22 protein-coding genes, 2 pseudogenes and 1 riboswitch are annotated in these 26537 nt (G+C 71.6%); of the genes and pseudogenes, 10 read left to right on the top strand and 14 right to left on the bottom strand.

Annotation, left to right across the window (positions count from 1 at the left end; all coding sequences use genetic code 11):
- Positions 1-33: 33 nt before the first annotated feature.
- The 5 genes and pseudogenes from QP119_RS09025 to gndA all read right to left on the bottom strand — a co-directional run bounded on the left by QP119_RS09025 (position 34) and on the right by gndA (position 6251).
- Positions 34-889 (bottom strand): annotated as a pseudogene (locus tag QP119_RS09025) (3-methyladenine DNA glycosylase).
- 3 nt (positions 890-892) lie between these two features.
- Positions 893-1921, bottom strand: a complete 1029-nt coding sequence (locus QP119_RS09020) for a hemolysin family protein (RefSeq protein ID WP_423777791.1) — start codon at positions 1919-1921, stop codon at positions 893-895.
- 20 nt (positions 1922-1941) lie between these two features.
- A complete protein-coding gene (locus QP119_RS09015; protein ID WP_284775470.1) occupies positions 1942-3324 on the bottom strand; it encodes a hemolysin family protein in 1383 nt (460 codons plus the stop codon).
- Positions 3325-3343: 19 nt separating this feature from the next.
- Positions 3344-4699, bottom strand: a complete 1356-nt coding sequence (locus QP119_RS09010) for a DEAD/DEAH box helicase (protein WP_284775468.1) — start codon at positions 4697-4699, stop codon at positions 3344-3346.
- A 70-nt stretch (positions 4700-4769) separates the two neighbouring features.
- A complete protein-coding gene (gene gndA, locus QP119_RS09005; RefSeq protein ID WP_284775466.1) occupies positions 4770-6251 on the bottom strand; it encodes an NADP-dependent phosphogluconate dehydrogenase in 1482 nt (493 codons plus the stop codon).
- A gap of 104 nt (positions 6252-6355) precedes the next feature.
- On the opposite strand from gndA, the gene QP119_RS09000 reads away from it, so the two are divergent.
- Entirely contained in the window at positions 6356-6790 is a 435-nt protein-coding gene (locus QP119_RS09000) for a PaaI family thioesterase (protein WP_284775464.1), read from the top strand.
- Positions 6791-6818: 28 nt separating this feature from the next.
- Here QP119_RS09000 and QP119_RS08995 read toward each other — a convergent pair whose 3' ends face one another.
- Positions 6819-8018 (bottom strand): saccharopine dehydrogenase family protein, encoded by a 1200-nt coding sequence (locus tag QP119_RS08995; RefSeq protein WP_284775462.1) that lies wholly within the window; start codon positions 8016-8018, stop codon positions 6819-6821.
- 138 nt (positions 8019-8156) lie between these two features.
- Here QP119_RS08995 and QP119_RS08990 point away from each other — a divergent pair, with 138 nt between their 5' ends.
- Both QP119_RS08990 and QP119_RS08985 read left to right on the top strand, forming a co-directional pair.
- On the top strand, positions 8157-8687 hold the full coding sequence (locus tag QP119_RS08990) for a hypothetical protein (protein WP_284775461.1): 531 nt from the start codon (positions 8157-8159) through the stop codon (positions 8685-8687).
- 11 nt (positions 8688-8698) lie between these two features.
- Positions 8699-9469 carry a DeoR/GlpR family DNA-binding transcription regulator gene (locus QP119_RS08985; RefSeq protein WP_284775460.1) on the top strand — a complete coding sequence of 257 codons (771 nt, stop codon included), beginning with the start codon at positions 8699-8701 and terminating at the stop codon, positions 9467-9469.
- A gap of 3 nt (positions 9470-9472) precedes the next feature.
- Here the strand turns inward: QP119_RS08985 and QP119_RS08980 are convergent, their stop codons facing one another.
- On the bottom strand, positions 9473-10543 hold the full coding sequence (locus QP119_RS08980) for a magnesium and cobalt transport protein CorA (RefSeq protein ID WP_284775459.1): 1071 nt from the start codon (positions 10541-10543) through the stop codon (positions 9473-9475).
- A gap of 48 nt (positions 10544-10591) precedes the next feature.
- Here QP119_RS08980 and QP119_RS08975 point away from each other — a divergent pair, with 48 nt between their 5' ends.
- Complete coding sequence (locus QP119_RS08975) at positions 10592-11176, top strand: class I SAM-dependent methyltransferase (protein ID WP_284775457.1); 585 nt, start codon at positions 10592-10594, stop codon at positions 11174-11176.
- Here QP119_RS08975 and pflA read toward each other — a convergent pair.
- The 5 genes from pflA to QP119_RS08950 all read right to left on the bottom strand — a co-directional run bounded on the left by pflA (position 11173) and on the right by QP119_RS08950 (position 17895).
- A complete protein-coding gene (gene pflA / locus QP119_RS08970) occupies positions 11173-12048 on the bottom strand; it encodes a pyruvate formate-lyase-activating protein (protein ID WP_284775455.1) in 876 nt (291 codons plus the stop codon). The genes QP119_RS08975 and pflA overlap by 4 nt on opposite strands.
- 40 nt (positions 12049-12088) lie before the next feature.
- On the bottom strand, positions 12089-12340 hold the full coding sequence (gene grcA2 / locus QP119_RS08965; protein ID WP_284775453.1) for an autonomous glycyl radical cofactor GrcA2: 252 nt from the start codon (positions 12338-12340) through the stop codon (positions 12089-12091).
- Positions 12341-12393: 53 nt separating this feature from the next.
- Positions 12394-14505 (bottom strand): pyruvate formate lyase family protein, encoded by a 2112-nt coding sequence (locus QP119_RS08960; RefSeq protein ID WP_284775451.1) that lies wholly within the window; start codon positions 14503-14505, stop codon positions 12394-12396.
- A gap of 260 nt (positions 14506-14765) precedes the next feature.
- On the bottom strand, positions 14766-16331 hold the full coding sequence (locus tag QP119_RS08955) for a bifunctional hydroxymethylpyrimidine kinase/phosphomethylpyrimidine kinase (protein WP_284775448.1): 1566 nt from the start codon (positions 16329-16331) through the stop codon (positions 14766-14768).
- A 36-nt stretch (positions 16332-16367) separates the two neighbouring features.
- Positions 16368-16461: riboswitch (TPP riboswitch) on the bottom strand.
- A 33-nt stretch (positions 16462-16494) separates the two neighbouring features.
- On the bottom strand, positions 16495-17895 hold the full coding sequence (locus tag QP119_RS08950) for an NAD(P)/FAD-dependent oxidoreductase (RefSeq protein ID WP_284775447.1): 1401 nt from the start codon (positions 17893-17895) through the stop codon (positions 16495-16497).
- A 136-nt stretch (positions 17896-18031) separates the two neighbouring features.
- On the opposite strand from QP119_RS08950, the gene QP119_RS08945 reads away from it, so the two are divergent.
- Together QP119_RS08945 and QP119_RS08940 are read left to right on the top strand one after the other, a co-directional pair.
- Positions 18032-19327 (top strand): SAM-dependent methyltransferase, encoded by a 1296-nt coding sequence (locus QP119_RS08945; protein ID WP_284775446.1) that lies wholly within the window; start codon positions 18032-18034, stop codon positions 19325-19327.
- 21 nt (positions 19328-19348) lie between these two features.
- Entirely contained in the window at positions 19349-20572 is a 1224-nt protein-coding gene (locus QP119_RS08940) for an NAD(P)/FAD-dependent oxidoreductase (RefSeq protein WP_284775443.1), read from the top strand.
- Between the two features lie 4 nt (positions 20573-20576).
- Here QP119_RS08940 and QP119_RS08935 read toward each other — a convergent pair whose 3' ends face one another.
- Complete coding sequence (locus QP119_RS08935) at positions 20577-21062, bottom strand: phosphoribosyltransferase (protein ID WP_284775441.1); 486 nt, start codon at positions 21060-21062, stop codon at positions 20577-20579.
- 181 nt (positions 21063-21243) lie between these two features.
- On the opposite strand from QP119_RS08935, the gene QP119_RS08930 reads away from it, so the two are divergent.
- The 4 genes from QP119_RS08930 to QP119_RS08915 all read left to right on the top strand — a co-directional run bounded on the left by QP119_RS08930 (position 21244) and on the right by QP119_RS08915 (position 25982).
- Positions 21244-22044: an MFS transporter gene (locus tag QP119_RS08930; RefSeq protein ID WP_284775440.1), complete on the top strand. Its 801-nt coding sequence runs from the start codon at positions 21244-21246 to the stop codon at positions 22042-22044.
- Positions 22034-22507, top strand: coding sequence for a hypothetical protein (locus QP119_RS08925; protein WP_284775438.1), 474 nt, complete (start codon positions 22034-22036; stop codon positions 22505-22507). Before QP119_RS08930 ends, QP119_RS08925 begins: the two co-directional genes overlap by 11 nt.
- A 314-nt stretch (positions 22508-22821) precedes the next feature.
- Positions 22822-24405 (top strand): ATP-binding cassette domain-containing protein, encoded by a 1584-nt coding sequence (locus QP119_RS08920; protein ID WP_284775436.1) that lies wholly within the window; start codon positions 22822-22824, stop codon positions 24403-24405.
- A complete protein-coding gene (locus tag QP119_RS08915; RefSeq protein ID WP_284775435.1) occupies positions 24405-25982 on the top strand; it encodes an ABC transporter ATP-binding protein in 1578 nt (525 codons plus the stop codon). The genes QP119_RS08920 and QP119_RS08915 overlap by 1 nt, the downstream gene beginning before the upstream one ends.
- A 132-nt stretch (positions 25983-26114) precedes the next feature.
- Here QP119_RS08915 and QP119_RS08910 read toward each other — a convergent pair.
- Positions 26115-26537, bottom strand: a pseudogene (locus tag QP119_RS08910) (hypothetical protein); the annotation flags it as partial.

Here is a 26537-nt window from a genome sequence, read left to right as displayed (position 1 = left end):
CCTTCCGTCAACTTTCCCGTGTGGTGGGCCAGTCTATCGCGCCCCGGCCGCGTCCAGGACCGCGACAAGCCGGGAGCGCAGCGCACGGCCGGCCTCGGCCAGCTCCCGCTGGCGGGCGACGTACTCGGCCTTGCCCTCGGTGGTCTCCACGGCCACCACGCCGAAGCCGAGGCCGCGGCAGTCGTACGGGCTGGCCTCCATGTCCAGCACGCGCGCCTTCCACGCCAGGGCCAACGTGTCCAGCCACAGCTCGCCGGGCACCAGCGGGCCCATCTTCCAGGCCCACTTGTAGAGGTCCATCGTCGCGTGCAGGCAGCCGCACTGCTCGCGCTCGGGCTGGTCCGCCCGGGTCAGCGGCGTGATGTTCAGCGGTCGGGCCGGCTCGGTGAAGAAGCGGAAGGCGTCGAAGTGGGTGCAGCGCAGCTGGTGCGACTCGACCACCTCGTTCGTGCCCCGCGCCCCCCAGGCGCAGCGGCAGGTCGTGGCGGGGCCGGTCGGTGCGGTAGACCATCGCCCACTCGTGCAGCCCGAAGCAGTCGAAGTGCGCCGGTCGCGCCGCCGTGGCCTCCAGCAGCCGCCGGATGTGCGAGAGTGCGCGCCCGTGACGGGCGAGGAACCCGCCCACGTCGGCCGCCACGCTGCCGTCGTCAAGCTCCGTGTAGTCGCGCCAGCCGCGCTGCGGGGCGTCCCCGGCCAACGCGACGCCGACACCCGGGTGCCACCGGTGCAGGTGGGAGGGGCGCACGGGGTAGTAGTCGAAGAGGAAGTCGAAGACCGGGTGCTTCTCGCCGCGGGCGCGCCGCGCCAGGTGGTCGCGGGTGAACTCCTCGGCGCGCGCGTCGTGGGCCGCCGCGCGCTCGCGCCAGGTCGACTCGTCGAGGACGAGCACGGCTCAGGCCTCCTCGTGGGTCCAGTCGGAGACGGTGCCGACGTACTCCTCGATGAGGTCCTCGAGGGTGACCACGCCGGTCAGCCGCCCCAGCTTGCGCACCTGGGCCATGTGGGCGTTGCGCACGTGCAGGGTGTGCAGCGCCTCGTCGAGCGGCTGGTCGGCGTCGACTGTGATCAGGGTGCGCAGGCGGTCGTGCGGGATGGTCTCGGAGGGGTCGCCGTCGGTCAGTCGGTCCAGGACGTCCTTGACGTGGACGTAGCCGAGGAAGGAGCCGTCGCGGCCGGTGACCGGGAAGCGGGAGAAGCCGGTCTCGACCAGCAGGTCCTCGAGCTCGCCCAAGGTGGGACCGTCGGCGCCGAAGTCGAGGGTGCGCACCTTCTCCAGCGGGATGACGACCTCGCCGAGGCTGCGGTTCTCCGTGCGCAGCGCCTTGTTCAGGCGCGCGTGCTCCTCGGCGTCGAGGTAGCCCTCGGCGCGCGACTCCGCGAGCATCGTGGCCAGCTGCTCCTGGTCGACGGTCGAGTTGAGCTCGTCCTTCTGCTCGATGCCCACCGCGTGCAGGGTGACGCGGGCCAGCCAGTTGAGGAACTCGATGAACGGGCGGGTGATCTTGACCCAGCCGATGATCGCCGGGGCCAGCCATATGGCCAGGCGCTCCGGGCCGGCGATGGCGATGTTCTTGGGCACCATCTCGCCGAAGAGGATGTGCAGGAAGGTGATCACGGCCAGGGCGACGGCGAAGGAGATCGGGTGCAGCAGGCCCTCGGGAAGGCCCAGCGCCAAAAAGGGTTCTTCGATGAAGTGGGCGACGGCGGGCTCGGCGACCTTGCCGAGCACCAGCGAGCAGATCGTGATGCCGAACTGGGAGCCGGCCAGCATGATGGAGAGGTGCTCGGTGGCGTGCAGGACCTTCTTGGCCGCGGGCTTGCCCTGGGCGATCAGGGACTCGATGCGGTCGCGGCGCGAGGAGATCAGGCAGAACTCGCTGGCGACGAAGAACGCGTTGGCCAAAAGCAGGCCCGCGATCATGGCGACGGTGGTGACGATGTTCACAGGTACTCCTCCGCTTCCTCGTCGGAGACCGGCGTGAGCACGGCGCGGTCGATGCGGCGGGCGTCCATCGCGGAGACGCGCGCGAGCCAGCGCCCGCCGGCGTCCGGGTGCATCTCGTCGAGCAGGTGGCGCGGGCCCTGGGGCAGCACCACCACGTCGCCGACGGCGGGGATGCGGCCCATGGCGGCCATGATCAGCCCGCCGAGGGTCTCGTAGGGGCCGTCCTCGGGGGCGGGGTAGCCGACCTCCTCCTCGAGGTCCTCGGCGCGTACCAGCCCGGAGACCTCCCAGCTGGTGCCGAACTGCTGGATCTCGCGCTCGGCGGCGGCGTCGTCGTGCTCGTCGTAGACCTCGCCGAGGATCTCCTCGACGACGTCCTCGATGGTGATGATGCCGGAGGTGCCGCCGTACTCGTCGGCGACGAGCACCATCTGCGAGCCCGCCGAGCGCACGGCCTTGAGCACCGCGTCGCCGTCGAGCGACTCGGGCACCGTGGGGATCTTGCGTGCGAGCGGGCCCACGGGCGTGGACGCGCGCTTGTCGCGCGGGACGTCGAAGGCGTCCTTGACGTGCACCACGCCGATCGTCTCGTCCAGGTCGCCGACGACGACGGGGAAGCGCGAGTGCCCGGAGGTCCGGGCCAGCTCCACCAGGTCGGCCACCGTGTCGTCGTCGCGCAGCAGGTCGACGGTCGAGCGCGGGGTCATCAGCTCGTCGGCGGCGGTCTCGCCGAACTCCAGCGAGTTCTCGAGCACCTCCGCCATCGTCTCGTCGAGGCCCTCCTCGCCGACGGAGTGGCGCACCAGGGCGGAGAGCTCCTCGGGGGAGCGGGCGCTGGCCAGCTCGTCGGCCGGCTCGATGCCCAGGCGGCGGACCACCCAGTTGGCCGAGACGTTGAGCCAGTTGATGAACCACTTGAACACGACGTTGAACGCGTTGACCGGGTGCACCACGAAGCGGGCGACCGGCAGCGGCGAGGTGATCGCCCAGTTCTTGGGCACCAGCTCGCCGAAGACCATGGACAGCACGGTCGCGACGACCAGCGCGAGGATCAACGCCACGACCGACGAGGAGCTCTCCGAGAGCCCCACCAGCTCGAGCAGCGGGGTGAAGAACTTCGCCAGGATCGGCTCCGCGAGGAAGCCCGTGGCCAGGGTGGTCACGGTGATGCCGAGCTGGGCGCCGGAGAGGACGAACGAGAGGTTCTCGAAGTCCCGTTTGACGGCCTTGGCCGACGTGTCACCGGTGTGCCGGACGTGGTTGTCCACCGTCGAGCGCTCCAGCCCGGTCAGCGCGAACTCGATCGCGACGAACAGGCCGGTGCTCGCGGTCAGGGCGACGAAGCCCAGCAGGGCGAGGATGCTGATCAGTATGTCCATGGTGCGCGGCCGTCAGGGCCTAGGAACCACCTTGTCTCTTCCTTCGATTTCCGACGTCCCGCCGACCGCGCCCGCCGTGCTGGTTGCGCGGGTTTCGACGCCCGCGGTGGTTGCGGCGGGCGCCCCCCTTGCCGCCGCCGTGGGCGCCGTGGGCGCCCCGGGCGTGCGTGTCGCGGGCCGGCGGCTGCTGCCCGAACGGGGGCAGGGCCGGGCCGGACGGTTGACGTGCACCCGTGATTCTAACCAGCTCGGGGGAGTCGGGGGTGACCGCCACGTCGCTGGCCGCCACCCCGGCCTTGCGCAGCAGACCGGCGACCTCGTCGCGCTGGTCGGGGGTGACCAGGGTGACCACCGTGCCGCCGGTGCCGGCGCGCGCGGTGCGCCCGGCGCGGTGCAGGTAGGCCTTGTGCTCGGCCGGCGGGTCGACGTGGACGACCAGGGAGACGTCCTTGACGTCGATGCCGCGGGCGGCGATGTCGGTGGCCACGAGGACGGGCACCGAGCCGTCGGCGAAGCCGGCCAGCGCGCGGGTGCGGGTGGACTGCGCCTTGTCGCCGTGCAGCCCGGCGGCGTTGACGCCGGCCTTGCGCAGACGCTTGACGTGGCGGTCCACCCCGCGGCGGGTACGGGCGAACATGATGGTCCGGCCCGCGCGCGCGGCGATGCGCACGGCCACGGCGTTGCGCTCCTGGGGGCCCTCGACGAGCAGGCGGTAGTGGACCATGGTGTCCACGGCGGCCTCGGCCGGGGCGGTGGAGTGGGTGACCGGGTCGGTCAGGTAGCCGCGCACCAGCGAGTCGACCTGCCCGTCGAGGGTGGCCGAGAAGAGCAGGCGCTGCCCGTCGGACGGCGTGCGGTCGAGCAGGCGGCGGACCTGGGGTAGAAAGCCCATGTCGGACATCTGGTCGGCCTCGTCGACGGCGGTGACCTCGACGTGGTCGAGGTGCAGCACGCCCTGGTCGATGAGGTCCTGGGCGCGCCCCGGGGTGGCCACCAGCAGGTCGACGGGGGCGGCCAGCGCGGTGATGTGTCGCTTGACGGGCACGCCGCCGACGACCTCGAGGACGCGCAGGCCCAGCGCGGCGGCGGGGCCGGTGAGGCGCTCGTGGGTCTGGGCGGCCAGCTCGCGCGTCGGCGCGAGGATGAGGCCGCGGGGGTAGCCGGGGCGTGAGGGCGCGCCCTCGAGACGGGCGAGCATCGGCAGACCGAAGGTGAAGGTCTTGCCGGAGCCCGTGGGGCCGCGGCCGAGCACGTCGCGCCCGGCGAGTGCGTCGGGGATCGCGGCGGCCTGGATGGGGAAGGGCTCGGTGATGCCCTGTCGGCCCAGTTCCCGCACCACGGGTGCGGGCAGGCCGAGATCGGAGAATGAGGTCACCGCGGAGAGTCTAGCGCTCCCCGCGGTGCGGCCCGAGGGCGGTCCCTCGGGCTCACAGGTTCAGGCCGGCTCAGGCCTCGACCTCGCTGCGGTCGCCGGACCACAGCGTGTGGAAGGTGCCCTCCTTGTCGACGCGCTTGTAGGTGTGGGCGCCGAAGAAGTCGCGCTGGCCCTGGATGACGGCCGCGGGCAGCCGCTCGGCGCGCAGCGAGTCGTAGTAGGACAGCGAGGAGGTGAACACCGGGGCGGGCAGGCCCAGGCGGGTGGCGTAGACGACGACGTCGCGCCAGGCGTCGACCAGGTCGGTCAGCTCGCTGTTGAAGTACGGGTCGAGCAGCAGGCTGGTCAGCTCCGGGTTGTTGTCGTAGGCCTCCTTGATGCGCTCGAGGAAGACCGCGCGGATGATGCAGCCGGCGCGCCAGATCATGGCCATGTCGCCGGGGTTGACGCCCCAGCCGTACTCGGCGGAGCCGGCCTTGATCTCGTCGAAGCCCTGCGCGTAGGCGACCAGCTTGGAGGCGTAGAGGGCCTTGCGGACCTTCTCGACGAACTCGTCGCGGTCGACGCCCAGGTCCTCGAAGGTCTTCAGGGTGCCGGCGGGCAGGTTGCCCTGGGCGGCGGCGCGCTGGTCCAGCGAGGAGGACAGGGCGCGGGCGAAGACGGCCTCGCCGATGCCGGTGGTCGGGATGCCCAGGTCCAGGGCCTCCTTGACGGTCCAGCGGCCGGTGCCCTTCTGGCCGGCGGCGTCGAGGATGACGTCGACGAGCGGCTTGCCGGTCTCGGCGTCGACCTGGCGGAGCACCTCGGCGGTGATCTCGATGAGGTAGGAGCCGAGCTTGCCGGAGTTCCACTCGGTGAAGATGTCGGCGATCTCGGCCGGCTCCAGGCCCGCGCCGAAGCGCAGCAGCTGGTAGGCCTCGCCGATGACCTGCATGTCGGCGTACTCGATGCCGTTGTGGACCATCTTGACGAAGTGCCCGGCGCCGTCGGGACCGACGTGGGTCACGCACGGGGTGCCGTCCTCGGCGCGCGCGGCGATGGACTCGAGCAGCGGCCCGAGGGACTCCCAGGACTCCCTGGGCCCACCCGGCATGATCGACGGGCCGTTGAGCGCGCCCTCCTCGCCGCCGGAGATGCCGGCGCCGACGAAGTGGCGGTTGCGGGCGGCCATCTCGCGCTCGCGGCGGATGGTGTCGGTGAACAGGGCGTTGCCGCCGTCGATGATGACGTCGCCGTCCTCCATGGCGTCGGCCAGCTGGCCGATGACCGCGTCGGTGGCCTTGCCTGCCTGGACCATGATGATCGCGCGGCGCGGCTTCTCCAGCGAGGCGACGAACTTCTCGATCGTCTCGGACGGCACGAACTCGCCCTCGTCACCGTGCTCGGCGATGAACTTCTCGGTCTTGGCCGTGGTGCGGTTGAACACGGCGACGGTGTGCCCGTGGTAGGCGAAGTTGCGGGCGAGGTTGGAGCCCATGACTGCCAGGCCGACGACACCGATTTGGGCCGTGCCCTCGGCGGCCTGCGGGAAGGTCTCTTCTGCGTTGGTCATGGCCCCGACAATACCGGCGCGCCTGCGTGGCGGTCGCGCGGTTGCCAGGAGTTGCGGGGTGTGGTGCGCGCCTTTCCGCGGCGGGTGTGGTTGAGTGGTTTCCCATGAGAATCATCGAGCTCTTCCAGAAGGCGCACGACACGGCGCTCACCGAGTCCGAGATCGGCGAGGTCAACGACTACCTCCACGGTCTCGAGCGGACCCTGGGCATCCGCTACGAGGCCATCGGCCCGGACCGCGTGGTCGCCGCCCTCGAGGTCACCGACGCCCACCGCCAGCCGGTGGGCCTGGTCCACGGCGGCGTCTACGCCAGCCTCGTCGAGTCCGCCGGCTCCACGGCGGCCTTCGTCTTCACCGGGAAGCTCGTCGTCGGCGTGCACAACTCGACCGATTTCATCAGCACGGTGAAGAACGGCGTGATCCGCGCCGAGGTCACCCCGGTCCAGCAGGGCTCCCGCACCCAGCTGTGGGACGTCGCCTGCACCGAGGGCGACCGGCTCGTCGCCCGCGGCACGCTGCGCACGATGGTGCAGCACTAGTCTCCCCCGGGGCCCACCTCAGCCGCGCTCAGCAGCGCCGCGTGTAGGCGCGCAGGCCGCGCCCGCGCAGGCGCTCCAGGTAGCCCAGCCCCAGTCCCGTCGCCGGGGTGAGCACACCGCCCTCGCCGGGGTTCTCCCGCAGGTGCAGCGCCGCCTCGGCGAGCATCGTGACGGTCACCTCGTAGCCCGGGTCGCCCTCGGCGGCCACCGTGGTCTGGTAGACCGCCCCCGAGGCCGTGCGCCCCGAGTGCACCACGGCGAAGCCGCCGGCCACCCGCTCCCCGGCGTCCGGGCCCTCGCCCGGGCCGGGCAGCACCCGGTCGAGCAGGGGAGCGGCGCTCTCGCTGGCCGCCAGCGCGAAGGCCGCCCCGGTCACCGCGCGCAGCGCCTCGGCGAGCACGCGGCCGCGCCGCCCGCGCCCGGTCAGGATGTACTCGTGGTAGTCGAGTGCGGCGCCGTAGGCGTGGCCCAGCAGCGCGTTCGAGCGGTGCACCACCCGGGTGTTGTAGGAGGCCATGAAGAACGGCCCCGCCCACGCCCGCGCCAGCCCGGGCACGCCCTTCGCACCCAGGTCGGCCACGCGGGAGTCGTCGTCAAGCCCCGGCACCTCGGCCTCCGCCTCAGGGTCCGGGCACAGCCCGTGGGCGTCGCCGACGACGCGTGCGACCCGCGCGTCGTCGCGGGCGGCATTGACGACGCCGCGCATGGAGGCCAGGGTGCCTCCCGACAGCCCGCCGCGCAGGTCGTGGACGACCATGACGGCCTCCTCGAAGGGGCCGTCCGCCGCGTGGTGGTTCGCGAGCATGCCCAGGTCGCTGGGCACCGAGTCGAAGCCGCAGGAGTGCACGACGCGCGCCCCGCTCGCGGCGGCCCCGACGTGGTGGGCGTCGATCATCCGGCGCACGAAGGGGGACTCGCCGCACAGGTCCACATAGTCGCGGCCGGCGGCCGCGCAGGCGGCCACCAGGTCGGCGCCGAAGCGCAGGTAGGGCCCGACCGTGCTGATGACCACGCCGGTTCCGGCAACCATGCGGTCGAGCGCGGCGCGGTCGAAGGCGTCGGCCACGGCGATCTCCGCCTCGACGCCCAGCTCGGCGGCGACGGCCTCGAGGCGGGCCCGGTCGCGGCCGGCCAGCGTCAGGGAGACGTCGGGGTGGTTCTCGGTCAGGTACGCGGCGACCAGCCGGCCGACGAAGCCGGTGGCGCCGTAGACGGTCACGTCGCTCATGCCCGCACCCTATCGGCCCGGCGCCCGGCGCGCGGGACTTTCGGATGCGCGCGTTCTGTTGCGGGTGCTTTTCCGAAAGGTTACGCTCGGAATCGGAACCAAGTGAAACCGACAAACGGAAGCATGCGGAGGAGCGCGATGCAGGCGACGAAGAGGATCACGGCCCTGGCCGACTACCGGATCGAGGGCACCGGCGAGCCCGCCCTCGTCCTCGACGGAGCCGCCGGCCCGCCCGGGCGCCGCAGCGTCATCCTCGAGCCCGGGGCCCGCGCCGAGGCTGCGCTCGAGGTGCGCGACGAGCTGGTCGCCTTCGGCGTGCTGCCCGCCGTGCGCGTCGACGTGGTCGGGGACCGCGAGGCCCTGCGCCTGGCCGGGATGGTGCCCGAGCGCGTCCGCGTGCTCACCGTCCGCCTGCCCGCGCCCGAGGGACCCTGGACCTCGCCGGTAGGAGACCCGCGCCGGGCGCTCGCCGCCCTCTGGGCGGCCGTGCGCGCCGGCCGGGCGCCGACGGAGGCGCTGGACACCGCCGACGGTGACGTCGTCCGCCGCCTGACGGGGCGCGACGTCGGCAAGCGGCTGTGCGCCGCCGCACGGGTGCCCGCACGCGTCGAGGGCACGGGCGTGGCCGCCGACACCGTGCGCCGCTGGCTTCCGAATGTGATCGAGTAGTATCGGTGTCCGTGACCGAGAACCGCCCCGAATTCGCCGAAGAACGCCGCAGCCGCATCGCCGAGCTCGTGCGCCGCCGCGGCAGCGTGCGCATCGTCGACCTCGTCGAGCCCATGGGGGTCTCGGAGCCGACGCTGCGCAAGGACCTCAGCTACCTCGAGGAGCGCAAGGTGCTCAAGCGCACCCACGGCGGCGCCATCGCCGTCGAGCCGCGCCCCGACCGCGCCCCGGGCCACCGCGAGACCGTCAACGTCGAGGCCAAGCACGCCATCGCGAAGGCCTGCGCGACGCTGGTGGGCGAGGGCCAGTCCGTCTACGTCGACGCCGGCACCACCACGACGATGGTCGCCGAGGAGCTGCCGGACACCTACCTCAACGTGGTGACCAACTCCGTGCCCGTCGCCCAGATCCTCGGCCCGCGCGGCCAGATCCGGCACACGCTGCTCGGCGGGCGCTACCACAGCGTCGGCGAGTCCGTGGTCGGGCCGATCGCGCTGGAGAACCTCGAGCGTTTCACCGTGGACGTCGCCTTCGTCGGGATCTCCGGGATCACCGCCGAGGGCATCACCGTCAGCGACGTCAACGAGGGTGAGCTGAAGAAGCAGGTCATCGGCTCGGCGCGGCGCGTCGTCGTCGCCTGCGACTCGAGCAAGGTCGGCCAGGTGGACTTCTCGTTCCTGGTCCCGCTCGGCGTGGTCGACGACATCGTCACCGAGGCCGCCGACCCCGAGCTAGTCTCCTGGTGCGAGGGCGCGGGCGTGCGCCTGCACGTCGCCGGGTAGTTCTCAGAGCCAGCCGGAGCGCTTGCAGTACCAGTAGATGACGGCGACCGACAACGCCATCAGGCCCAGGGCCAGCGGGTAGCCGAAGGTCCAGTGCAGCTCCGGCATGTCGTCGAAGTTCATGCCGTAGATGCCCGCGATCAGGGTCGGCACCGTGACCATGCCGACCAGCGCGGAGAGCCGGCGCATGTCCTGGTTCTGCTGCATGCTCACCTTCGCCGTGCCCGCGTCGATGAGCGCGGAGAGGCGCTCGTCGAGCGCCATCGTGGAATCGGCGGCGATCTGCGTGTTGTCGAGCACGTCGCGGAAGTAGGAGCGCTGCTGCTTGTCCATCAGGTCACGGTTGTTCTGGATGAGCAGTTTGAGTGCCGAGGTGAAGGGGGTGACCGCGTGGCGGGCCTCGAGGACCTCTCGTTTGAACTGGTAGACCGGCTCGATCGTGGTGCTGCGCACCGGGGCGAAGACCTCCTCCTCGAGGCGGTCGACGGCGTCCTCGAGGCGGCCCATGATCTGCCGGTCGAGCTCGACGACGTGGTCGGTCAGCGCCCACACCAGCGACAGCGGCGAGGGGTCGTTGAGCTCGAGGTCCCCGTCGAGGCGGCGCGACAGGCCCGGCACCTCGGGGCCGTGGTGGACGGTGAGCACGAAGTCGCGGCCGATGACCGTCTGGATCTCGGCGGTGGAGATTATGTCGCGGGAGTCGGAGACGTCCTCGGCGCGGGCGTAGACCACCGGCCGCACGACCAGGAAGAGCTGGTCGTCGTAGCGCTCCGCCTTCGGCCGCTGGTGGGCGGCCACGGCGTCCTCGACGATCAGCTCGTCGATGCCGAACTCGGAGGCGACCTGCTGCATCTGCGTCTCGTCCGGCTCCTGGAGGGCCAGCCAGACGAAGCCGCCGTGCGCGGCGACCTCCGCACGCGCCCGGGCCGGGGTGAACTCGCCGGCCACCCGCTTTCCGTCGCGGAAGACGCGGCAGTGGGACACGGCGCGTTGGGCGGGCACCGGAGGGCCGGCCGGCCGGGGGCTCCGGGTGGTGAACCGGGGCAGGCGGGCGGGGCGGCGGTCGTTCGGCACGGGCACCTCCTGGGCGGGGCGGACAGGACAGCACTAAACTTAGCGCCCATGGCTACCTGGAAGCAGATCACCGAGGCCAACCCGATGCACTCGGAGAACTACGCGGCCCGCTGGCGCAACTTCGTCGCCGAGGGCCGGGACATCGACGGGGAGGCGCGACTGGTCGACGCCGTGGCCGACCGCGGCGCGCGCATCCTCGACGCCGGCTGCGGCACGGGGCGCGTGGCCGGCTACCTGGCCGCCCGGGGCCACCACGTGGTGGGCACGGACGTCGACCCGGTGCTCATCGGCTACGCGCGCAAGGACTTCCCGGACGTGCGCTTCGAGGTCGGCGACCTCGAGACCGACGAGATCCCCGAGGGGAACTTCGACGTGGCGGTCTCCGCCGGCAACGTGATGGGCTTCCTCTCCGAGGAGGGCCGCGAGCCGGCGCTGGCCAACATCGCCCGTTCCCTGCGCCCCGGCGGGCGCTTCCTCGTCGGCTTCGGGCTCAACCGCGGCTGGGCGGCGCCGGACTTCCTGGACACCGCCGCGCGCGCGGGCTTCGAGCTGCAGAACGCCTACGAGTCCTGGCAGCTCGACCCGTACACCCCGATGTCGGGGTTCCTGGTCGCGATACTCGCGCGCCGCTAGAAGACCGTCAGGCCCCGGGAGCGGAAGATCTCCCGGGTCGCCGCCAGCGACTCCTCGCTCGGCGGGCTGACGCCGTCGAGGGTGTAGTGCAGGTCGAGCTCGTGCCACTTGTCCGCGCCCATGTTGTGGAAGGGCAGGACCTCGACGCGCTCGACGTTGTCCCAGCGGGCGACGATGTCGGCCGCCTCGGCGACGTTGTCGGGGTCGTCGGTCAGCCCCGGCACGAGCACGAAGCGCACCCAGACCGTCGTGCCCAGCCGCGCCAGCCGGTCGCCGAAGGCGATGGTGGGGGCCAGGTCGCGGCCGGTGACCTTGCGGTAGGTCTCCGGGTCGCCGGACTTCACGTCGAGCAGCACGTGGTCGACGTTGGCGAGGTCCTCGTCGCGCAGGCGCGCGCCGAGGAAACCGGAGGTGTCCACGCAGGTGTGCACCCCGGCGGCGTGCACCTCGGCGAGCAGCCGGCGGGTGAAGGCGATCTGGAAGAGCGGCTCGCCGCCCGAGATCGTCAGCCCGCCGCCGGAGGCGCGGAAGACCGCCTTGTAACGCAGCACCTTGCGCACCATGTCGTCGATCGACTCCAGGGTGCCCGTGCGCATCTGCATCGTGTCCGGGTTGTGGCAGTACAGGCAGCGCAGCGGGCAGCCGGAGAGGAAGACGGTCAGGCGGGTGCCCGGCCCATCGACGGCCGTGACCAGCTCCCAGGAGTGGACCAGCGCGACCTCGCCGGTGCGCCGGGCCTCCAGGAGCTGGGCGCGGTCCATCTCGCTCTCGGGCAGTTCGAGGCCCACGCCGAGCCCGGCGGCCGCGCCGCGGACCCGCTCGCCCGCCTCGGGTTCGAGGGAGACGACTCCGGAGATGCCGTCGTTGGCCACGGGAAGGCCTTTCTAGCTGGGCTGCTGCCAGCGGTGCTGTCTAGCTGGAGTGGTGGAAGGTGCGCGAGATGACGTCGCGCTGCTGTTCCTCGGTGAGCTTGACGAAGTTGACGGCGTAGCCGGAGACACGCACCGTCAGGTTCGGGTAGTTCTCCGGGTGCTCCATCGCGTCGGTCAGGGTCGACTCGTCGAGGACGTTGATGTTGGCGTGGTAGAGGCCGGCGCCCTGGTTGGCCTCGGTGCGGGCGGCCTTCATCGCGGCCTGGCGCTCGTCGAAGGTGAGGGTGGTCATGGTTGGCTCCTTCAGGGATGCGGGGTGGTTGAGGGGATCGGGGGACGGGGAAGTCAGTTCGCGCACTGCTCGGGGTTCATCACGAAGCCCGCGTCGAGCACGCCGACCAGGTTGTTGACCTGCTCCTCGCGGTTGCGGCCGAGGCCGGCGGGGGTGATGGTGTTGGTCAGCGAGATGCCGTCGAGGGCGTCCTCGTAGTTGAGCTTGCCCACCGACAGCATCGAGGCGACCATGCCGTGGTTGTCGGCGCCGTTCTCCGGGTTCGCGCCCGGCGCGAACGGGGCGCCGGCCTCGTGGCCGGACGGGAAGGCGCCGGTGGCCTTGCCGTAGACGACGTTCGAGGTGATCGTCAGCACCGACTGGGTCGGGATCGCGTCGCGGTAGAGCGGGATCTGGCGGATCTTCTCCATGACGGTGTAGACCACGGTCGCGGCGATGTCGTCGGCGCGGTCGTCGTCGTTGCCGTAGACGGGGAAGTCGCCCTCGGTGACGTAGTCGACGATCAGGCCGGTCTCGTCACGCACCGGGGTGACCTTCGCGTACCTGATGGCGGACAGCGAGTCGGCGACGATCGACAGGCCCGCGATGCCGCAGCCCATCGTGCGCACGATGTCGGAGTCGTGCAGCGCCATCTCGACGGCCTCGTAGGCGTAGCGGTCGTGGCAGTAGTGGATGATGTTGAGCGCCTCGACGTAGGTGCCCACCACCCAGTCGAGCATCTCCTCGTACTTCTGCCAGACCTCGTCGAAGTCGAGCGGGCCCTCGGTGGTGATGGGGGAGAAGAGGCCCTCCTCGGTGACCTGCTTGCCGGTGACCTCGTCGCGGCCGCCGTTCATCGCGTAGAGCAGCGCCTTGGCGGCGTTGACGCGGGCGCCGAAGAACTGCATCTGCTTGCCCACCCGCATAGGCGAGACGCAGCAGGCGATGGCGGCGTCGTCGCCCCACTGCTTGCGGATCTGCCTGTCGGACTCGTACTGGATCGCGGAGGTCTCGATGGAGATCGCCGCGCAGAACTCCTTGTAGCCCTCCGGCAGCTCCGGGTCCCAGAAGACGGTGATGTTCGGCTCCGGGGCGGGGCCCAGGTTGCGCAGGGTCTGCAGCAGGCGGAAGGAGGTCTTGGTGACCTGGTTGCGGCCGTCCTCGGTGAAGCCGGCGTCGGACCAGGTGGCCCAGTACGGGTCGCCGGAGAAGATCTGGTCGTAGTCCTCGGTGCGCAGGAAGCGCACGATGCGCAGCTTGATCACCAGCGCGTCGATGATCTCCTGGGCGTCCTCCTCGGTGATCCGGCCGGCGGTCAGGTCACGCTCGAAGTAGATGTCGAAGAAGGCGGACAGGCGGCCGATCGACATGGCGGCGCCGTCCTGGGACTTCACGGCGCCGAGGTAGGCGAAGTAGGTCCACTGCACGGCCTCCTGGGCGGTGGTCGCCGGCCCGGAGATGTCGAAGCCGTAGAGCTCCGCCATGTGCTTGAGCTTCTTGAGCGCCTTGATCTGCTCCGCGTGCTCCTCGCGGTAGCGCGCCCAGTGCTCGGAGAAGGGCTTGTCGGCCACGGAGTCCTTGTCGCGCTGCTTCTCCTCGATGAGCCGGTCCACGCCGTAGAGCGCGACGCGGCGGTAGTCGCCGATGATGCGGCCGCGGCCGTAGGCGTCCGGCAGGCCGGTGACGATGTGTGAGGAGCGCGCGGCGCGGATGCGCGGGGTGTAGATGTCGAAGACCGCGTCGTTGTGGGTCTTGCGGTAGCGGGTGAAGATCTCCCGGACGTCCGGGTCGACCTCCTTGCCGGCCTCCTTGATCGCCGTCTGCACCATGCGCCAGCCGCCGAAGGGCATCATGGCGCGCTTGAGCGGGACGTCGGTCTGCAGGCCGACGACCACGTCGTCGTCCTCGGAGATGTAGCCGGCGGGGAAGGCGTCGATGTCCGCCGGGGTCTTCGTGTCGACGTCGTAGACGCGGCGCTCACGCTCGACGGAGAGGTACTTCTCCTCGAGGTGGTCCCACACCCTGCGGGTCTTGTCGGTGGGCCCGGCCAGGAAACCGGCGTCACCGTCGTAGGGGGTGTAGTTGCGCTGGATGAAGTCCCGGACGTCGATCTCGTCCTGCCAGTCGCCGGCGGTGAAGCCGGCCCAGGCGGAGGACGTCTCGTCCGGGGCGGTCGTGGTGGTCACGTGGGCACACATCCTTCCGGGCGAGGGCGTGGGCCGGGTGTGACGGTGGCCAGACGGGGTGTTCACGCTCCCGCGCGTGTCAATCAGATTGCCTATGCAGTCTCTTCCGCGGGACTCTGACCCGCGGGCTCACGGCCGCACTGGCGGTGCGGGTGATTACCACAGCTCAGTGTACACCGCAATGGTCGGACCTTAAGGCGCGACGCGTCATTTTGTCTGCGGTGACTTTCCCACCTCACACCGCCGTGCGTCGCCGCAGGTCAGGCTCGGGACGCCTGGTCGAAGAACTCCCGCTCCCAGTGGCAGGAGTTCAGGAAGGCGCGCACGGCCCGCGCGCGCCCGCGCGGGGAGCCCGCGGCTAGGGCGCGTTCGACGCGGGCCATGGCGGCCTTCGTCTGCGTGATGAAGCCCTCGTCGGAGTAGGTCTCCAGCCAGGCGCGGTAGGGGTGGTCGGCGCGGATGTGGTCGGCCATGCGCAGCCCGATCTCCGAGTAGAGCCAGTAGCAGGGCAGCACGGCGGCGGCGCCGACGCACGGCTCCTCGGAGCGCACGGTGGCGCGCAGGAAGCTGGTGTAGCCGAGCGTGACGGGGGAGGGGTCCTCGGCGTCGGCGCCGCCCTCGGGGAACCAGGCGCGGTGCAGCGCGGCCTCGGTCTCGATGGTCTCCGCGGCGTCGTGGAACCAGGCCAGCCGGTCCTCGCCCGTGGGGGTGCGCGTGCCCACCTCGGCCAGCGCCTCGGAGTAGTCGTCCAGGTAGAGCTTGTCCTGGTGCAGGTAGAAGTCGAATTGGGCCTCGGCCAGCGAGCCGCCCGTGAGCCGGCGCACGAACTCGCCGGTGGTCGCGGCCTCGGCCACCCCGGCGGCGGCCCGCCACAGCGCGGCGGTCCAGGGACCGACGGCGGCGATGCGCGCCTCGAGTCCCTCTGCGGCCAGCGCGTCGAGGTCCTCCGGGGTCTCGAGCACCTCCGGGACGGCGGCTGGCTCCGGCCACGGCGTGGTCGACGCCGCGGCGGCCAGGCGCCGCGAGCGGTGCGTGTGGTCGACGGGCCCGTTGCCGGTGCCGATGCCGAGTGCGTCGGCGTAGCCGATGGCCTCGGCCAGCCAGCCGGTCGCCCAGGCCAGGGCGGCCGCGGGCTCGTCGCCGGCGGCCAGGCGCCCGGCCAGCGCGGAGGACAGCGAGCAGCCGGTGCCGTGCGTGTTGCGCGTGGCCACCCGCGCCGTGGGCGCGGGGTGGGTGGCGCCGTCGGGGGAGACCCAGACGTTGTCGGCGCGCTCCTCACTGAGGTGCCCGCCCTTGACGACGACCGCGCAGCCCAGCTCGGCGGCCAACCTCGCCCCCTGCGCGGCGGCGGCGTCGAGGTCCTGCGCCTCGGGCTCCCCGGCCAGGACGGCCAGCTCGGGCAGGTTGGGGGTGATCACGGTGGCGCGGCGGCACAGCTCGCGCAGTGCGGCCTCGGCCGCGGAGTCGAGCAGGCGGTCGCCGCTGGTGGCCACCATGACGGGGTCGAGCACCAGCGTCTTGACCGGGTGGGCGTCCAGGTACTCCGTCACGGCCTCGGTGACCTCGGCGGTGCCGAGCATGCCGATCTTGACGGCGTCGACGCGCACGTCGTCGAAGACGGCGTCGAGCTGGGCGAGGAGAAACTCGACCGGCGGGGTGTGCACCTCGCGCACGCCGCAGGTGTTCTGGGCGACCAGCGAGGTCACCACGCTCAGCGGGAAACCCCCGGTCTCGCTGATCGCCTTGATGTCGGCCTGGAGTCCCGCGCCCCCGGTGGGGTCCGTCCCCGCGATCGCGAGGACGGTGGGGATCTGTGTGCTGGCCATGGGCGGTGTCCTTCCGTATCGAAGGCCCCGGCCCGCGCGCGTCGAGGAGACAATCCCTCCGCTAGTGCGAGCTAGAGCAGGTTCCACGGGTGTGTTCTCAGCCCCTGGCGGGGCACCCCGTTGTCTTGGACGCCACCCTAGCAGCGCACAACGTCCCTCCGGGTCAGAGGTTCGGGTACTGCGCGGAGTCGCGCACCTCGATGGGGCTGTCCGCGTCCTTCGGGTCGAACAGCTCGGTCAGCTTTCGCAGGGCGGTGCGCCCGTGCATCTGCTGCGAGGTGGTCGCCAGGTTCCAGCGGTGCCGCGAGATCGCGTTGAGGCCCCAGGAGAAGGCCGCGACGAAGCGGTTGCGGAAGCCGACGAGGTACATCACGTGCACCGCCAGCCACAGGACCCAGCCGATGAAGCCGGCGACCTCGACGTTGCCCATCTTCACCACGGCGGAGAAGCGGGAGACGGTGGCCATCGAGCCCTTGTCGAAGTACTCGAAGGGCTCGCGGGCGGACTTGTCGCGGCCCGCGGCCTCGGCGGCGATCTGCTCGGCGGCGTACTCGCCGCCCTGCATGGCCACCTGGGCCACGCCCGGCAGGCGGTCCTTGCCCATCATGTCGCCGACGACGAAGACGTTGTCCAGGTCGCCCACAGTCAGGTCGTCGTTGACCTGCACGCGACCGTCGCGGTCGACGTCGGCGCCCGCCTGGTCCGCGATGAGCTTGCCCAGCGGGGAGGCGGCCACGCCGGCGGACCAGATCTTGGTGTAGGTCTCGATGGTGTGGTCGGCGTCGCCGGAGTGGTAGGTCACCGAGTTCTCGTCGACGTTGTTGACCATGGCGTTGAGCTTGACCTCGACGCCGAGGCGCTCGAGCTGGCGCTGGGCCTTGCGGCCGAGGCGCTTGCCGAAGGGCGGCAGCACCTGGGGCGCGCCGTCGAGCAGCACGATCTTCGCGGAGTTCGGCGAGAAGTTGCGGTAGGCGCCCGCCAGGGTGCGGTGGGCCATCTCGGCGAGCTGGCCGGCCAGCTCCACGCCGGTCGGGCCCGCGCCGACGACGACGAAGGTCAGCAGGCGTTCGCGCTCGGCCGGGTCGTCGGTCTGCTCGGCGCGCTCGAAGGCACCGGCCACGCGGGCGCGGATCTCGAGGGCGTCGTCGATGGTCTTCATACCCGGGGCGAACTCGGCGAAGTGGTCGTTGCCGAAGTAGGACTGACCGGCGCCGGCGGCGACGATCAGGGAGTCGTACTCGTAGGTGCGGCGGTAGTCGCCGAGCACGGTGGTCACGGTCTGCTTCTCGGTGTCGATGTCGACGACCTCGCCCTCGACCACCGAGGCGTTGTCCTGCTTCGCCAGGATCTGGCGGGTCTGCGGCGCGATCTCGCCGGAGGCCAGGATGCCCGTGGCCACCTGGTAGAGCAGCGGCTGGAACAGGTGGTGGTTGTTCCGGTCGATCAAGGTCACGTCCACGTTCGCCCCATCGAGCTCGCGGGTGGCGAACAGGCCGCCGAAGCCCGATCCGATGATGACGACGTGGTGGCGGCCGCCGGCCGGGCGGTACGGCTGTTCAGTCATGCGGCAATGCTCCTCTGGTTCAGCTTTCATGCACGGCGTAATGATAGACCCACCTCACTCCCGCGACACCCCGGTGGGGTCACACGCGCGCGCCGGACGCGTGGCGGGCCTCTCGCCGGGTAACCTCTGACACGTCATGACGAGCGAGCATTTCGAGAGCATCGACCCCGGCCGCTGGCCCGGGGTCGCCCGCGTCCCCCTCGGCACCGCCGCCCGCATCCGGGCCCGCCGCGCGGAGGCGCGCTTCGCCGACGCCTGCGCGAAGGCCGGCCTCTCCCTCGACCCCGCCGGCTCCCCGGACCTCGTCGTCGAGCACGAGGAGCTCTTCGCCCGCCTGGGCGCCTCCGGCTGGCTGGGGCTGGCCGAGTCCTTTATGGCGGGGGAGTGGCGCGCCGACGACCTCTCGTCCGTCCTGCGCGCCCTGGTCTCGGCCGGCTACCGCCCGGCCGTTGGCGCGCGCCCCCGCGTCGAGCCCGGCGACTACCAGGGCGCCGAGCTGCCTGCCGAGCTGGTCAAGTTCAGCTCCGGCGACCAGGTCACCTTCGCCGCGGGCGCCTTCAGCTCCGGGGTGCCGACGACCGTGCGCACCGCCGTGGAGTCCTTCGTGCGCGGCGCCGGGCACGGCGACGAGCCCGCCCGCCACTTCGTCGACGTCACCGAGCACTCCGCGCCCGTCGACGTCGCCCGCCCGGACCTCGGCCCCGCCCAGCGCGGCGCGCTCGAGCTCCTGCTCGACGCCGTGGACTGCCACCCCGGCACCCATCTGCTGGAGTACCCGGGCACCGGCTCGACGCTCGCCGTCGCCGCCGCCGAGCGCCGCGCGACCGTCGACACGCTCACCGCCGACCGCGCCCACCTCGAGGCCACCGTCGAGCAGCTCACCCTGGCCGGCGTGCGTGACTCCGTGGCCACCGAGCTCATCGACTCCGCCGTGCCCGTCGGCTGGCGCGGCCGCTACGACGCCGTCGTCTCCGTCGAGCGCTACGAGCAGCTCTCCGCCAGGGACCGCCCGCCCTTCCTCACCGCCGTCGACCACCTGCTCGCCCCCGGCGGGCGCCTGGCCATGCAGACCGTGGTGGCCACCGACAAGACCACGGCGACGGCCCGCCGCGCGCTCGACCCGCTGCGCGCCTACCTGTGGCCCGCGCTCGATTACCCGCTGCTGACCGACCTCTACCGACGCTTCGATCGCGGCTCGGCGCTGCGCGTCCTCGCCGAGCGTCACCTCGGTTCGCACCTCGGCGAGACCCTGCGCCTGCAGGAGGAGACCTTCGCCGCGCACCACCGCGAGGCCGCCGCCGAGGGCTTCGACGCCGTCTTCCGGCGTCTGTGGCGCTACCAGTTCGCGCTGCGCCGCGCGCTCGTCGACCTCGGCATGCTCGACCTGGTGCAGCTGACCGCCGTGCACCGCCACCGCCGCGGCCGGCGCTGAGGTGCGCCTACACTCGGTCCCATGACCGATGTCTCACAGCTGAAGGACTCCTACCCGCACGTCATCGTCGGCGGGGGCGAGGCAGCCGACGCCGCCGTCCGCGCCATCCTCGACGCCGCCCCCGAAACCGAGGTGCTCGTCGTCAACGGCTCGCAGCACCCGCCGGTGGGCCGCCCGGCGCTCTCGAAGACGCTCTGGATGAACCCCGACAAGGAACTCGCCGACGTCTACCTGGGCACCGAGCGCACGGGCGCGACCGTCGTCAATGACGCGCGCGCAACCGCGCTGGACCCGCAGCGCCACACCGTCACCGTCGAGGGGCGCGAGATCTCCTACGGCCGGCTCCTGCTGGCCACCGGCTCCCGGGCGCGGCGCCTGCCGGGACAGCCGGAGAGCCCGCGCGTGCTCACGCTGCGCGAGACCGAGGACTTTGTCGCCCTGCGCTCGCTGGTCAGCGAGGGCACCGAGGTCGCCGTCGTCGGCGGCGGCTACATCGGCTCCGAGCTCGCGGCGGGGCTGTGCGCCGTCGGCGCCGAGGTCACGCTCTGCTTCCCGGACGATAAGCTGCTCGCCCACATGCTGCCCGACTCGATCGCCACGCACGTCTCCGAGGTCTACGGCGGCAAGGGGATCACCCTCGAGTCCGGCTTCCGCGCGGAGAAGATTGACGTCGCCGACCCCGAGCGCCCGACCGTCCTCGCCGAGGACGGACGCACGGTGATTGCCGACGTCGTGGTGCTCGCCCTGGGCGCGGAACCCGCCGTCGAGCTGGCGGCCGACGCGGGCCTGGAGACCGCCGCGGGCGGGGTGCGCGTGGACGCGACCATGGCGACCAGCGCCGTCGACGTCTGGGCGGCCGGCGACATCGCCGCCTTCCCGGACGGGCTCTTCGGGCGCCGCCGCGTGGAGCACGTGGTGGGCGCCGGCGGCACCGGCAAGACGGCCGGGGCGAACATGGCCGGAACGCACACCGAGTACACGGACACCCCAATGTTCTTCTCGGACCTCTTCGACGACGGCTACGAGGCCGTCGGCCTGCTGGACACGCAGCTTCAGACCCGGGAGTTCTGGAACGACGCCCACACCGCCGCCGTGGTCTACTACCTCGACGGCCACGAGGTGCGCGGCGTGCTCAACTGGAACACCTGGGACTCCGTGGGCATGGCGCTCGAGACCATCGCCGACTCGCAGGCCGGCAAGATCGGCCCGGCGGACCTCGAGGACCGGATCACGCCGGGCGCTTGAGGCGCTACGGCTTCTCGACGTCCGAGGTGACCGGGGGCAGGACCGACCAGGGGAAGTTGATCCACTGGTCGGTCTCCTTCCACACGAAGTCCGGCTCGATGACCGAGTGGGGCTTCTTGTAGATGACCGCGGTGCGCGACTCGGCGACGGTGGCCGCGCAGAAGTCCTGGACCAGGCGCAGCGTCTCGCCGGTGTCGGCGACGTCGTCGGCGATGAGGACCTTCATACCGGTCAGGTCGACGGCCTTCGGGGTCGGGGGGAGCATCACGGGCTGCTCGAGGCGCTCGTTGACGCCGGTGTAGAACTCGACGTTGATCACCGAGACGTTCTTGATGTCCATCGCGTAGCCGAGGGCGCCGCCGATGAGCAGGCCACCGCGGGCGATGGAGAGGATGACGTCGGGTTGGTACTCCTCGAGCACCTGGCGGGCGAGTTCGCGCACCGCGGTCCCGAATCGTTCGTAGGTCAGATTCTCGCGCTCTTCAGCCATGCAGTCAGTTTAGCGGTCGGCACCGGAATGTGACCGCTCGGCTCGGCGGACACCGGGGGAGAGTCAGGGGAGAGGTCAGGGAGAGGCGCCCGGGTCCTCCCGCGGGTCGCGGGTCTCGCGCCGGCGCCGCGGTGCTAGTGTGACGCCCGTCCCATATTCCCGGCAAAGGGAGGGTCGCAGCGTGGCCCCGAACCGCACACCGCCTCAGGCGGCCTGGATCCTGCTCCTGGTCGTCATGGTCCCGCAGCTCGGGCTGACGCTGGCCAACCCGTCGAACACGGCGATCGCGGGGGAGTTGGGCACCTCGGTCGCCGCCGTCGAGGCCACGCTGACCGTCTACATGGTCGGTTACGCGGTGAGCATGTTCGTCTCGGGCACGCTCGCGGACCGCTTCGACGCGACCCGCCTGCAGGCCGTCGGCCTCGGGCTCTTCGCCGCCGGCTTCGTGCTCGCCGCACTCGCGCCGACGGTCGCATTCCTCGGTTTCAGCCGCTTCCTGCAGGCCCTGGGCGGGACGTCGACGACGGTGCTGTGCCGGATCATCGTGCAGCGCCGCTACCCGGCCAACCGCCGGATCAGCCTGCTGACCTCGATGTCCATGGTCATCTCGCTCACGCCGTCGCTGTCGCCGCTGGTCGGGGGACTGGCGGCCCAGGTGCTCGACTGGCGGGCGCTCTTCCTGGTGCTGGCCGTCTTCGCCGTGGCTCTCGTCCCCGCTGATGCTCATGCTCGGCGGGGCAGGGGCGGACAACCCGCGCCTGCCCTCGCCGCGTCAGTTCTCCGCGGCCATCGGCCAGGCGCTCACGAACGGGAGTTTCCGCTGGTACGCGGGCGCGACATCGCTGGTGTGGATGACCTACTTCGGGTTCGTCAGCTCCTCGACGACGATCCTGCAGGACCTGATGGGGCAGTCGCCGGTGGCCTACGGGGCGCTGATGGCCGTGCCGGCGCTCGGGTATCTCTCGGGCAGCATGCTGGTTAAGCGTTCCTCCGACGCCTCCCGGGCGGTCGTCCGCGGGCTGGGCCCCGGCGCGGTGGGCGTCGCCGGCGCGCTCGTGCTCGCGGCGCTCGGTGTCACGCAGCGCCCCGTGCCCGTCGTCGTGGCGATGGCGGTCACCTTCATCGGCGTCGGGGCGACGATCCCGTTCACCCAGGCGGGCCTGTTGGGCCTCGAGCTCGACTACCCGGGCGTGGCCGCGGGACTGTTCTTCTTCATCCAGATGGCCGGCGGGGCCGCGTTCTCGGCTCTGGTGCGGATGCTGGGCCTTGCGACGGTCCCGGCGTATCTGGCCGTCACCGTCATCCCGCAGATCGTGGTGACGGTCATGGTGCTGGGCGGAGAGCGGCCACCAAGCCGAAATGACATAATGTACATTATCGGACCATTATGGAGAGTGGGTCTTCTACGTGCGGTGATTGGCGCCTGCCGGCATTCCGGGCACTGAACGCCGGCACTCAACGCGCTCCCGCCCGCCTCAGTCGCGCCTCGCTCCATCCCATCCGCCCCGAGACCTCACCGCAATCCCTCGAGCCCGCCGACCCGACACGGGACCGCCCGCGCCGGCCACCGAGACGTCGTCAATCTCCCGGATGCCCCGAAAACCGCCCCTTACGCCCCACTTTCCCATGACCGGGAACTCAACCATAATACGTCACTGTGACAATAATGAACAAAATCTCCGGACACGGACGCCGCCGAACGCCACCGCGCCGGAGTGCCGTTACGGAGCTTGGCGGAACTAAGGTTACACTGATTTCCGTGCACGACATTCCTACTTTCGGATGGCTCCTCGCCGGAGTCATCACTGCGCGCATCACCGCGCTCGGCGGCGTCATCCTCACCGGCGCGTCGATAATCGACCACGGTGCCGACCCGACCCGCGTGGCCGTCGCGGTCTTCGTCCTGGCGCTTGGCGTGGTGATGGCCGCGCTCGAACAGGTCCTGCCGGACCGCCTGCGCGCCGCCCAGGAACGACGCTGGCGCACCGAGCTCGCCGCCGCGAACCTCGAGCTGGACCGCGACGACGACGCCGATCTCATCCAGGCCGCGACCGAGGCCGCCGAGAAGTCCTCCGTCTACACGGTCACCTTCCTCGGGCCCCTCGTCGCCGCCGCCGTCGCCCCGCTGTGCGTCCTCCTCCTGATCGGGCTGGGACTCTCGTGGCCCGTGGCCGATTTGTTGCTCCTCACTACATTGATGGTGCCGCTCCTGGTCGCCTGGGCCGTGCGCGGTCTCAAGGGCGCCGGCGCCGCCTACGGGCGGTCCTCGGGCATGCTGGCCGGGGCGTTCCTCGCGGGCGTGCGCAGCCTGCGCAGCGCGCTGATCCTGAATGCGACCGCGCAGCGCCGCGCCCAGATCGCCGGGCTCGCCGAGCACATGCGCAGCAAGGTCATGGGGCTGCTCTACCGCAACCAGGTCATGATCCTGGTCACCGACGGCGCGTTCGGCCTGGCCACGATGACCGTCGCCGCCGCCTCGGGGCTCTTCCTCCTGCGCTCGGGGGCCTTCTCCCCCGCCCAGGCGCTGGCCTGCGTTCTGCTCGCGCGCCTGGTCATCGTGCCGGTCAACGACATGGGCCGCACGTTCTACACGGGTGCGTCCGGCAAGGCCTCGCTGCGCAAGATCCGCGCGCTGCTCGGCAGCGCTCCGCAGCCCGAGATTGTCGACGTCCCGCAGCTCGCCGCCGCGCCCTCCGTCACCGTGGGTGACCTGTGCGTCGTCCGCGGCGACCGGACCGTGCTCGGGGTCTCTGACCTGCACGTTCCCGCCGGTTCGCACCTCGCCGTGGTGGGGCCGAGCGGGTCGGGCAAGTCGACTCTGCTGCTCGCTCTCGGGGGCCTGCTGTCCGTCGAGGGCGAGGTCCTCGTCGGCGGCCGGGCGGTCTCCCGCGAGGAGCTCGCCGCCGTGTGCTGCTACGTCCCGCAGCGGCCGGTGCTCTTCACCGGGACGCTCGCGGAGAACCTCGATCTTTCAGGTCACGGGTACCCTCCGGCCCGTCTTCGCGAGGTCGCCGAGGCCGTCGGGCTCGACTTCGACCTCGACCAGCCGATCTCCGAGCGCCGCGCACTCTCGGGCGGCGAGACCGTCCGAGTGGCCATCGCCCGCGGCCTGCTGCAGGGCGCCGGCGTGCTGCTCCTCGATGAGCCGACCGCGAACCTCGACTGGGACACCGCCGCCGCGGTGCGCGCGACGGCGAAGTCGACGGGGGCCACGATCATCGAGGTCACCCACCGGGTCAGCGAGACCGCGGACGCCGACGCCGTGGTCGCCGTCGTCGACGGCGAGCTGACCGACCCCGCCGCGTTCCTGGACGCGGCCCGTTCCAGCGAGGAGGCCCACTGATGATCGCCCGACTTCTCCGTCTGGCCACCCGCGCCGGCGGGCGGCTGTCCGCCTGCTCCGTCTTCCGTGTCCTCTCCCAGTCCGGCACCGCGGGGCTGATCATCTTCCCGGCGTGGGTTTACTCGACGCGCCCGGACTTCGGCCTCGGCGGCTTCATCCTCGGCATGGTCTTCTTCGCCCTGGTGGGCGCCGGCTGCCGCTGGGCCGAGCAGGTCTGCGGCCACTCGGCGGCGTTCCGCCTGCTCGCGGACATGCGCGTCGGCCTCTACGACGCGCTGGTCGCCCGCGGTGCCGCGCCCGGCGGGGCCGCCGGCGGGCGGGTGATGGCGGTCGCCACCCGCGACATCGGCGTCATCGAGGTCTTCTTCGCCCACACGATCTCGCCGACCATCTGTGCGGCCATCGCCACCGTCGCCGCGCTCATCTGGGCCGTCGTCGACCCGGCGGCGGGTGCGGGTGCCGTCGTGGTGCTCGTCGCCTGCCTCGCGCTCGGTTGGGCGTTGCCGTTCATCCGCCGCCGCGGCGCGGAGTCCGCGCTGCGCGGTGAGATCGCCCAGCGCATGAGCGAGGACGCCCGCGGCCGCGAGGAGATCGCCTCGCTGGGCGCCGGGCCGGCCCGCCTGCGCGGCCTCGCCGAGGTCGAGGACCGGCTGTCCCGCGACGTCACCGCGACGGGCGTGGTCAACGGCCTGCGCCGTGGTCTGGCGACCATCTGGCCCTGGCTCGGCGCCGGGCTGATGTGGTGGGCGACCGGCAGCCTGACCGCGGCCGCCGTCGTGCTCGCGCTCGGTCCCGTCTTCGACGGTGTCGAGGGCTTCGCGCGCATCCTGCCGATCACCCTCGGCTCCGCGCGCCGTTACTTTGACGAGCTCGACCGACCCGTCGAGATCCCCGAGCCCGAGGATCCCCGCCCGCTTCCCGCCGGACCCCTCGGCCTGCGCCTCGAGTCGGTCTCGCTGGGCTATGGACACGGCCCGATCGTCGCGGATCTCTCGTTGGAGGTGCCCGCCGGCGGCAGCCTCGGCGTCGTCGGCCCCTCGGGCGGCGGCAAGTCTACACTGGTCTCGGCCCTCGTGCGTCAGCTGGACCCGCAGGCTGGCCGCGTGGTGCTCACGGGCGCCGACGGCGAGGTCGACGTCCGGCAGGTCGCCACCCGCCAGCTGCGTTCCGCGGTCGGGCTCGTCGAGCAGTCGCCGGCGATCCTGCGCGGCAGCGTGCTCGAGAACCTGCGCATGGGTCAGCCCGACCTTGGCGAGGAGGACGCCCGCCGTGCCCTCGTCGCCGCGCACGCCCGCGAGATCGCCCTCGACGCCCAGGCCGAGGAACTCTCCGGCGGCCAGCAGCAGCGCGTCGGCCTCGCCCGGGTGCTCGCGCGTTCGCCGCGGATCCTGATCCTCGACGAGGCCACGAGCCACCAGGACGCGCTCGGCCAGAAGGAGCTGACGGATATGCTCGCGCGCCTGAAGAACGTCACCGTTATCGTCGTCGCGCACCGCCGCAGCGCCCTCGTCCACGTCGACGACGTGCTCGAGATCGCCGGCCGCCCCAAGGCGACTCCTCATCGTCCGGGTCACTGACCGCTCCCCTCCTCTCCTTCAATTTCCGACGTCCCGTCGGTCGCCGTCGGCGACCGACCCCACGGTTGCGCGGTGCTTCCCCTCAGCCGGCCGCAGACGTCGCCGGGCAGGGGCCATTGGAACGGGATCGGCTCAGAACGGCACAGGTGCTTCCGGGTCGTAACCGATCTCCTCGTTATAGGCCGCCCGATTCGCCTCACCACGCACCCTCGCCCGCTCCTCGGCCTCCCGGCGATGCTCCGCGACCGTCATCGCAAGACGCGCACCACCCGGAGTCAGAGGACCGTCCGGGACGCTTACCTGGAAGATGTTGTTCGGCAGCAACCAGATCGTCATGCCCGACACCGGGTCATGGAGGTATTTCACCTGCCCGTCGGTCTTCAGGTTGTGCCAGTACTGGGAGAGCCTCGAGGCGTTATCCAACGCGGTGGGCCCACCCTGCCCATGGGGGATGCGGTGCTCGAACTGGGTGGCAGGCGTCTTCGTCGTCGACGACGGACCCGAACAATCCGCGTGCACACCGGTCAGCCAGGCATTAAGACCCATCGTCGGATC

The organism is Corynebacterium frankenforstense (assembly GCF_030211955.1).
Classification (GTDB): domain Bacteria; phylum Actinomycetota; class Actinomycetes; order Mycobacteriales; family Mycobacteriaceae; genus Corynebacterium; species Corynebacterium frankenforstense_A.
Note: the sequence above shows the minus strand (reverse complement) of the source record. Positions and strands in the feature narration are given on the sequence as shown.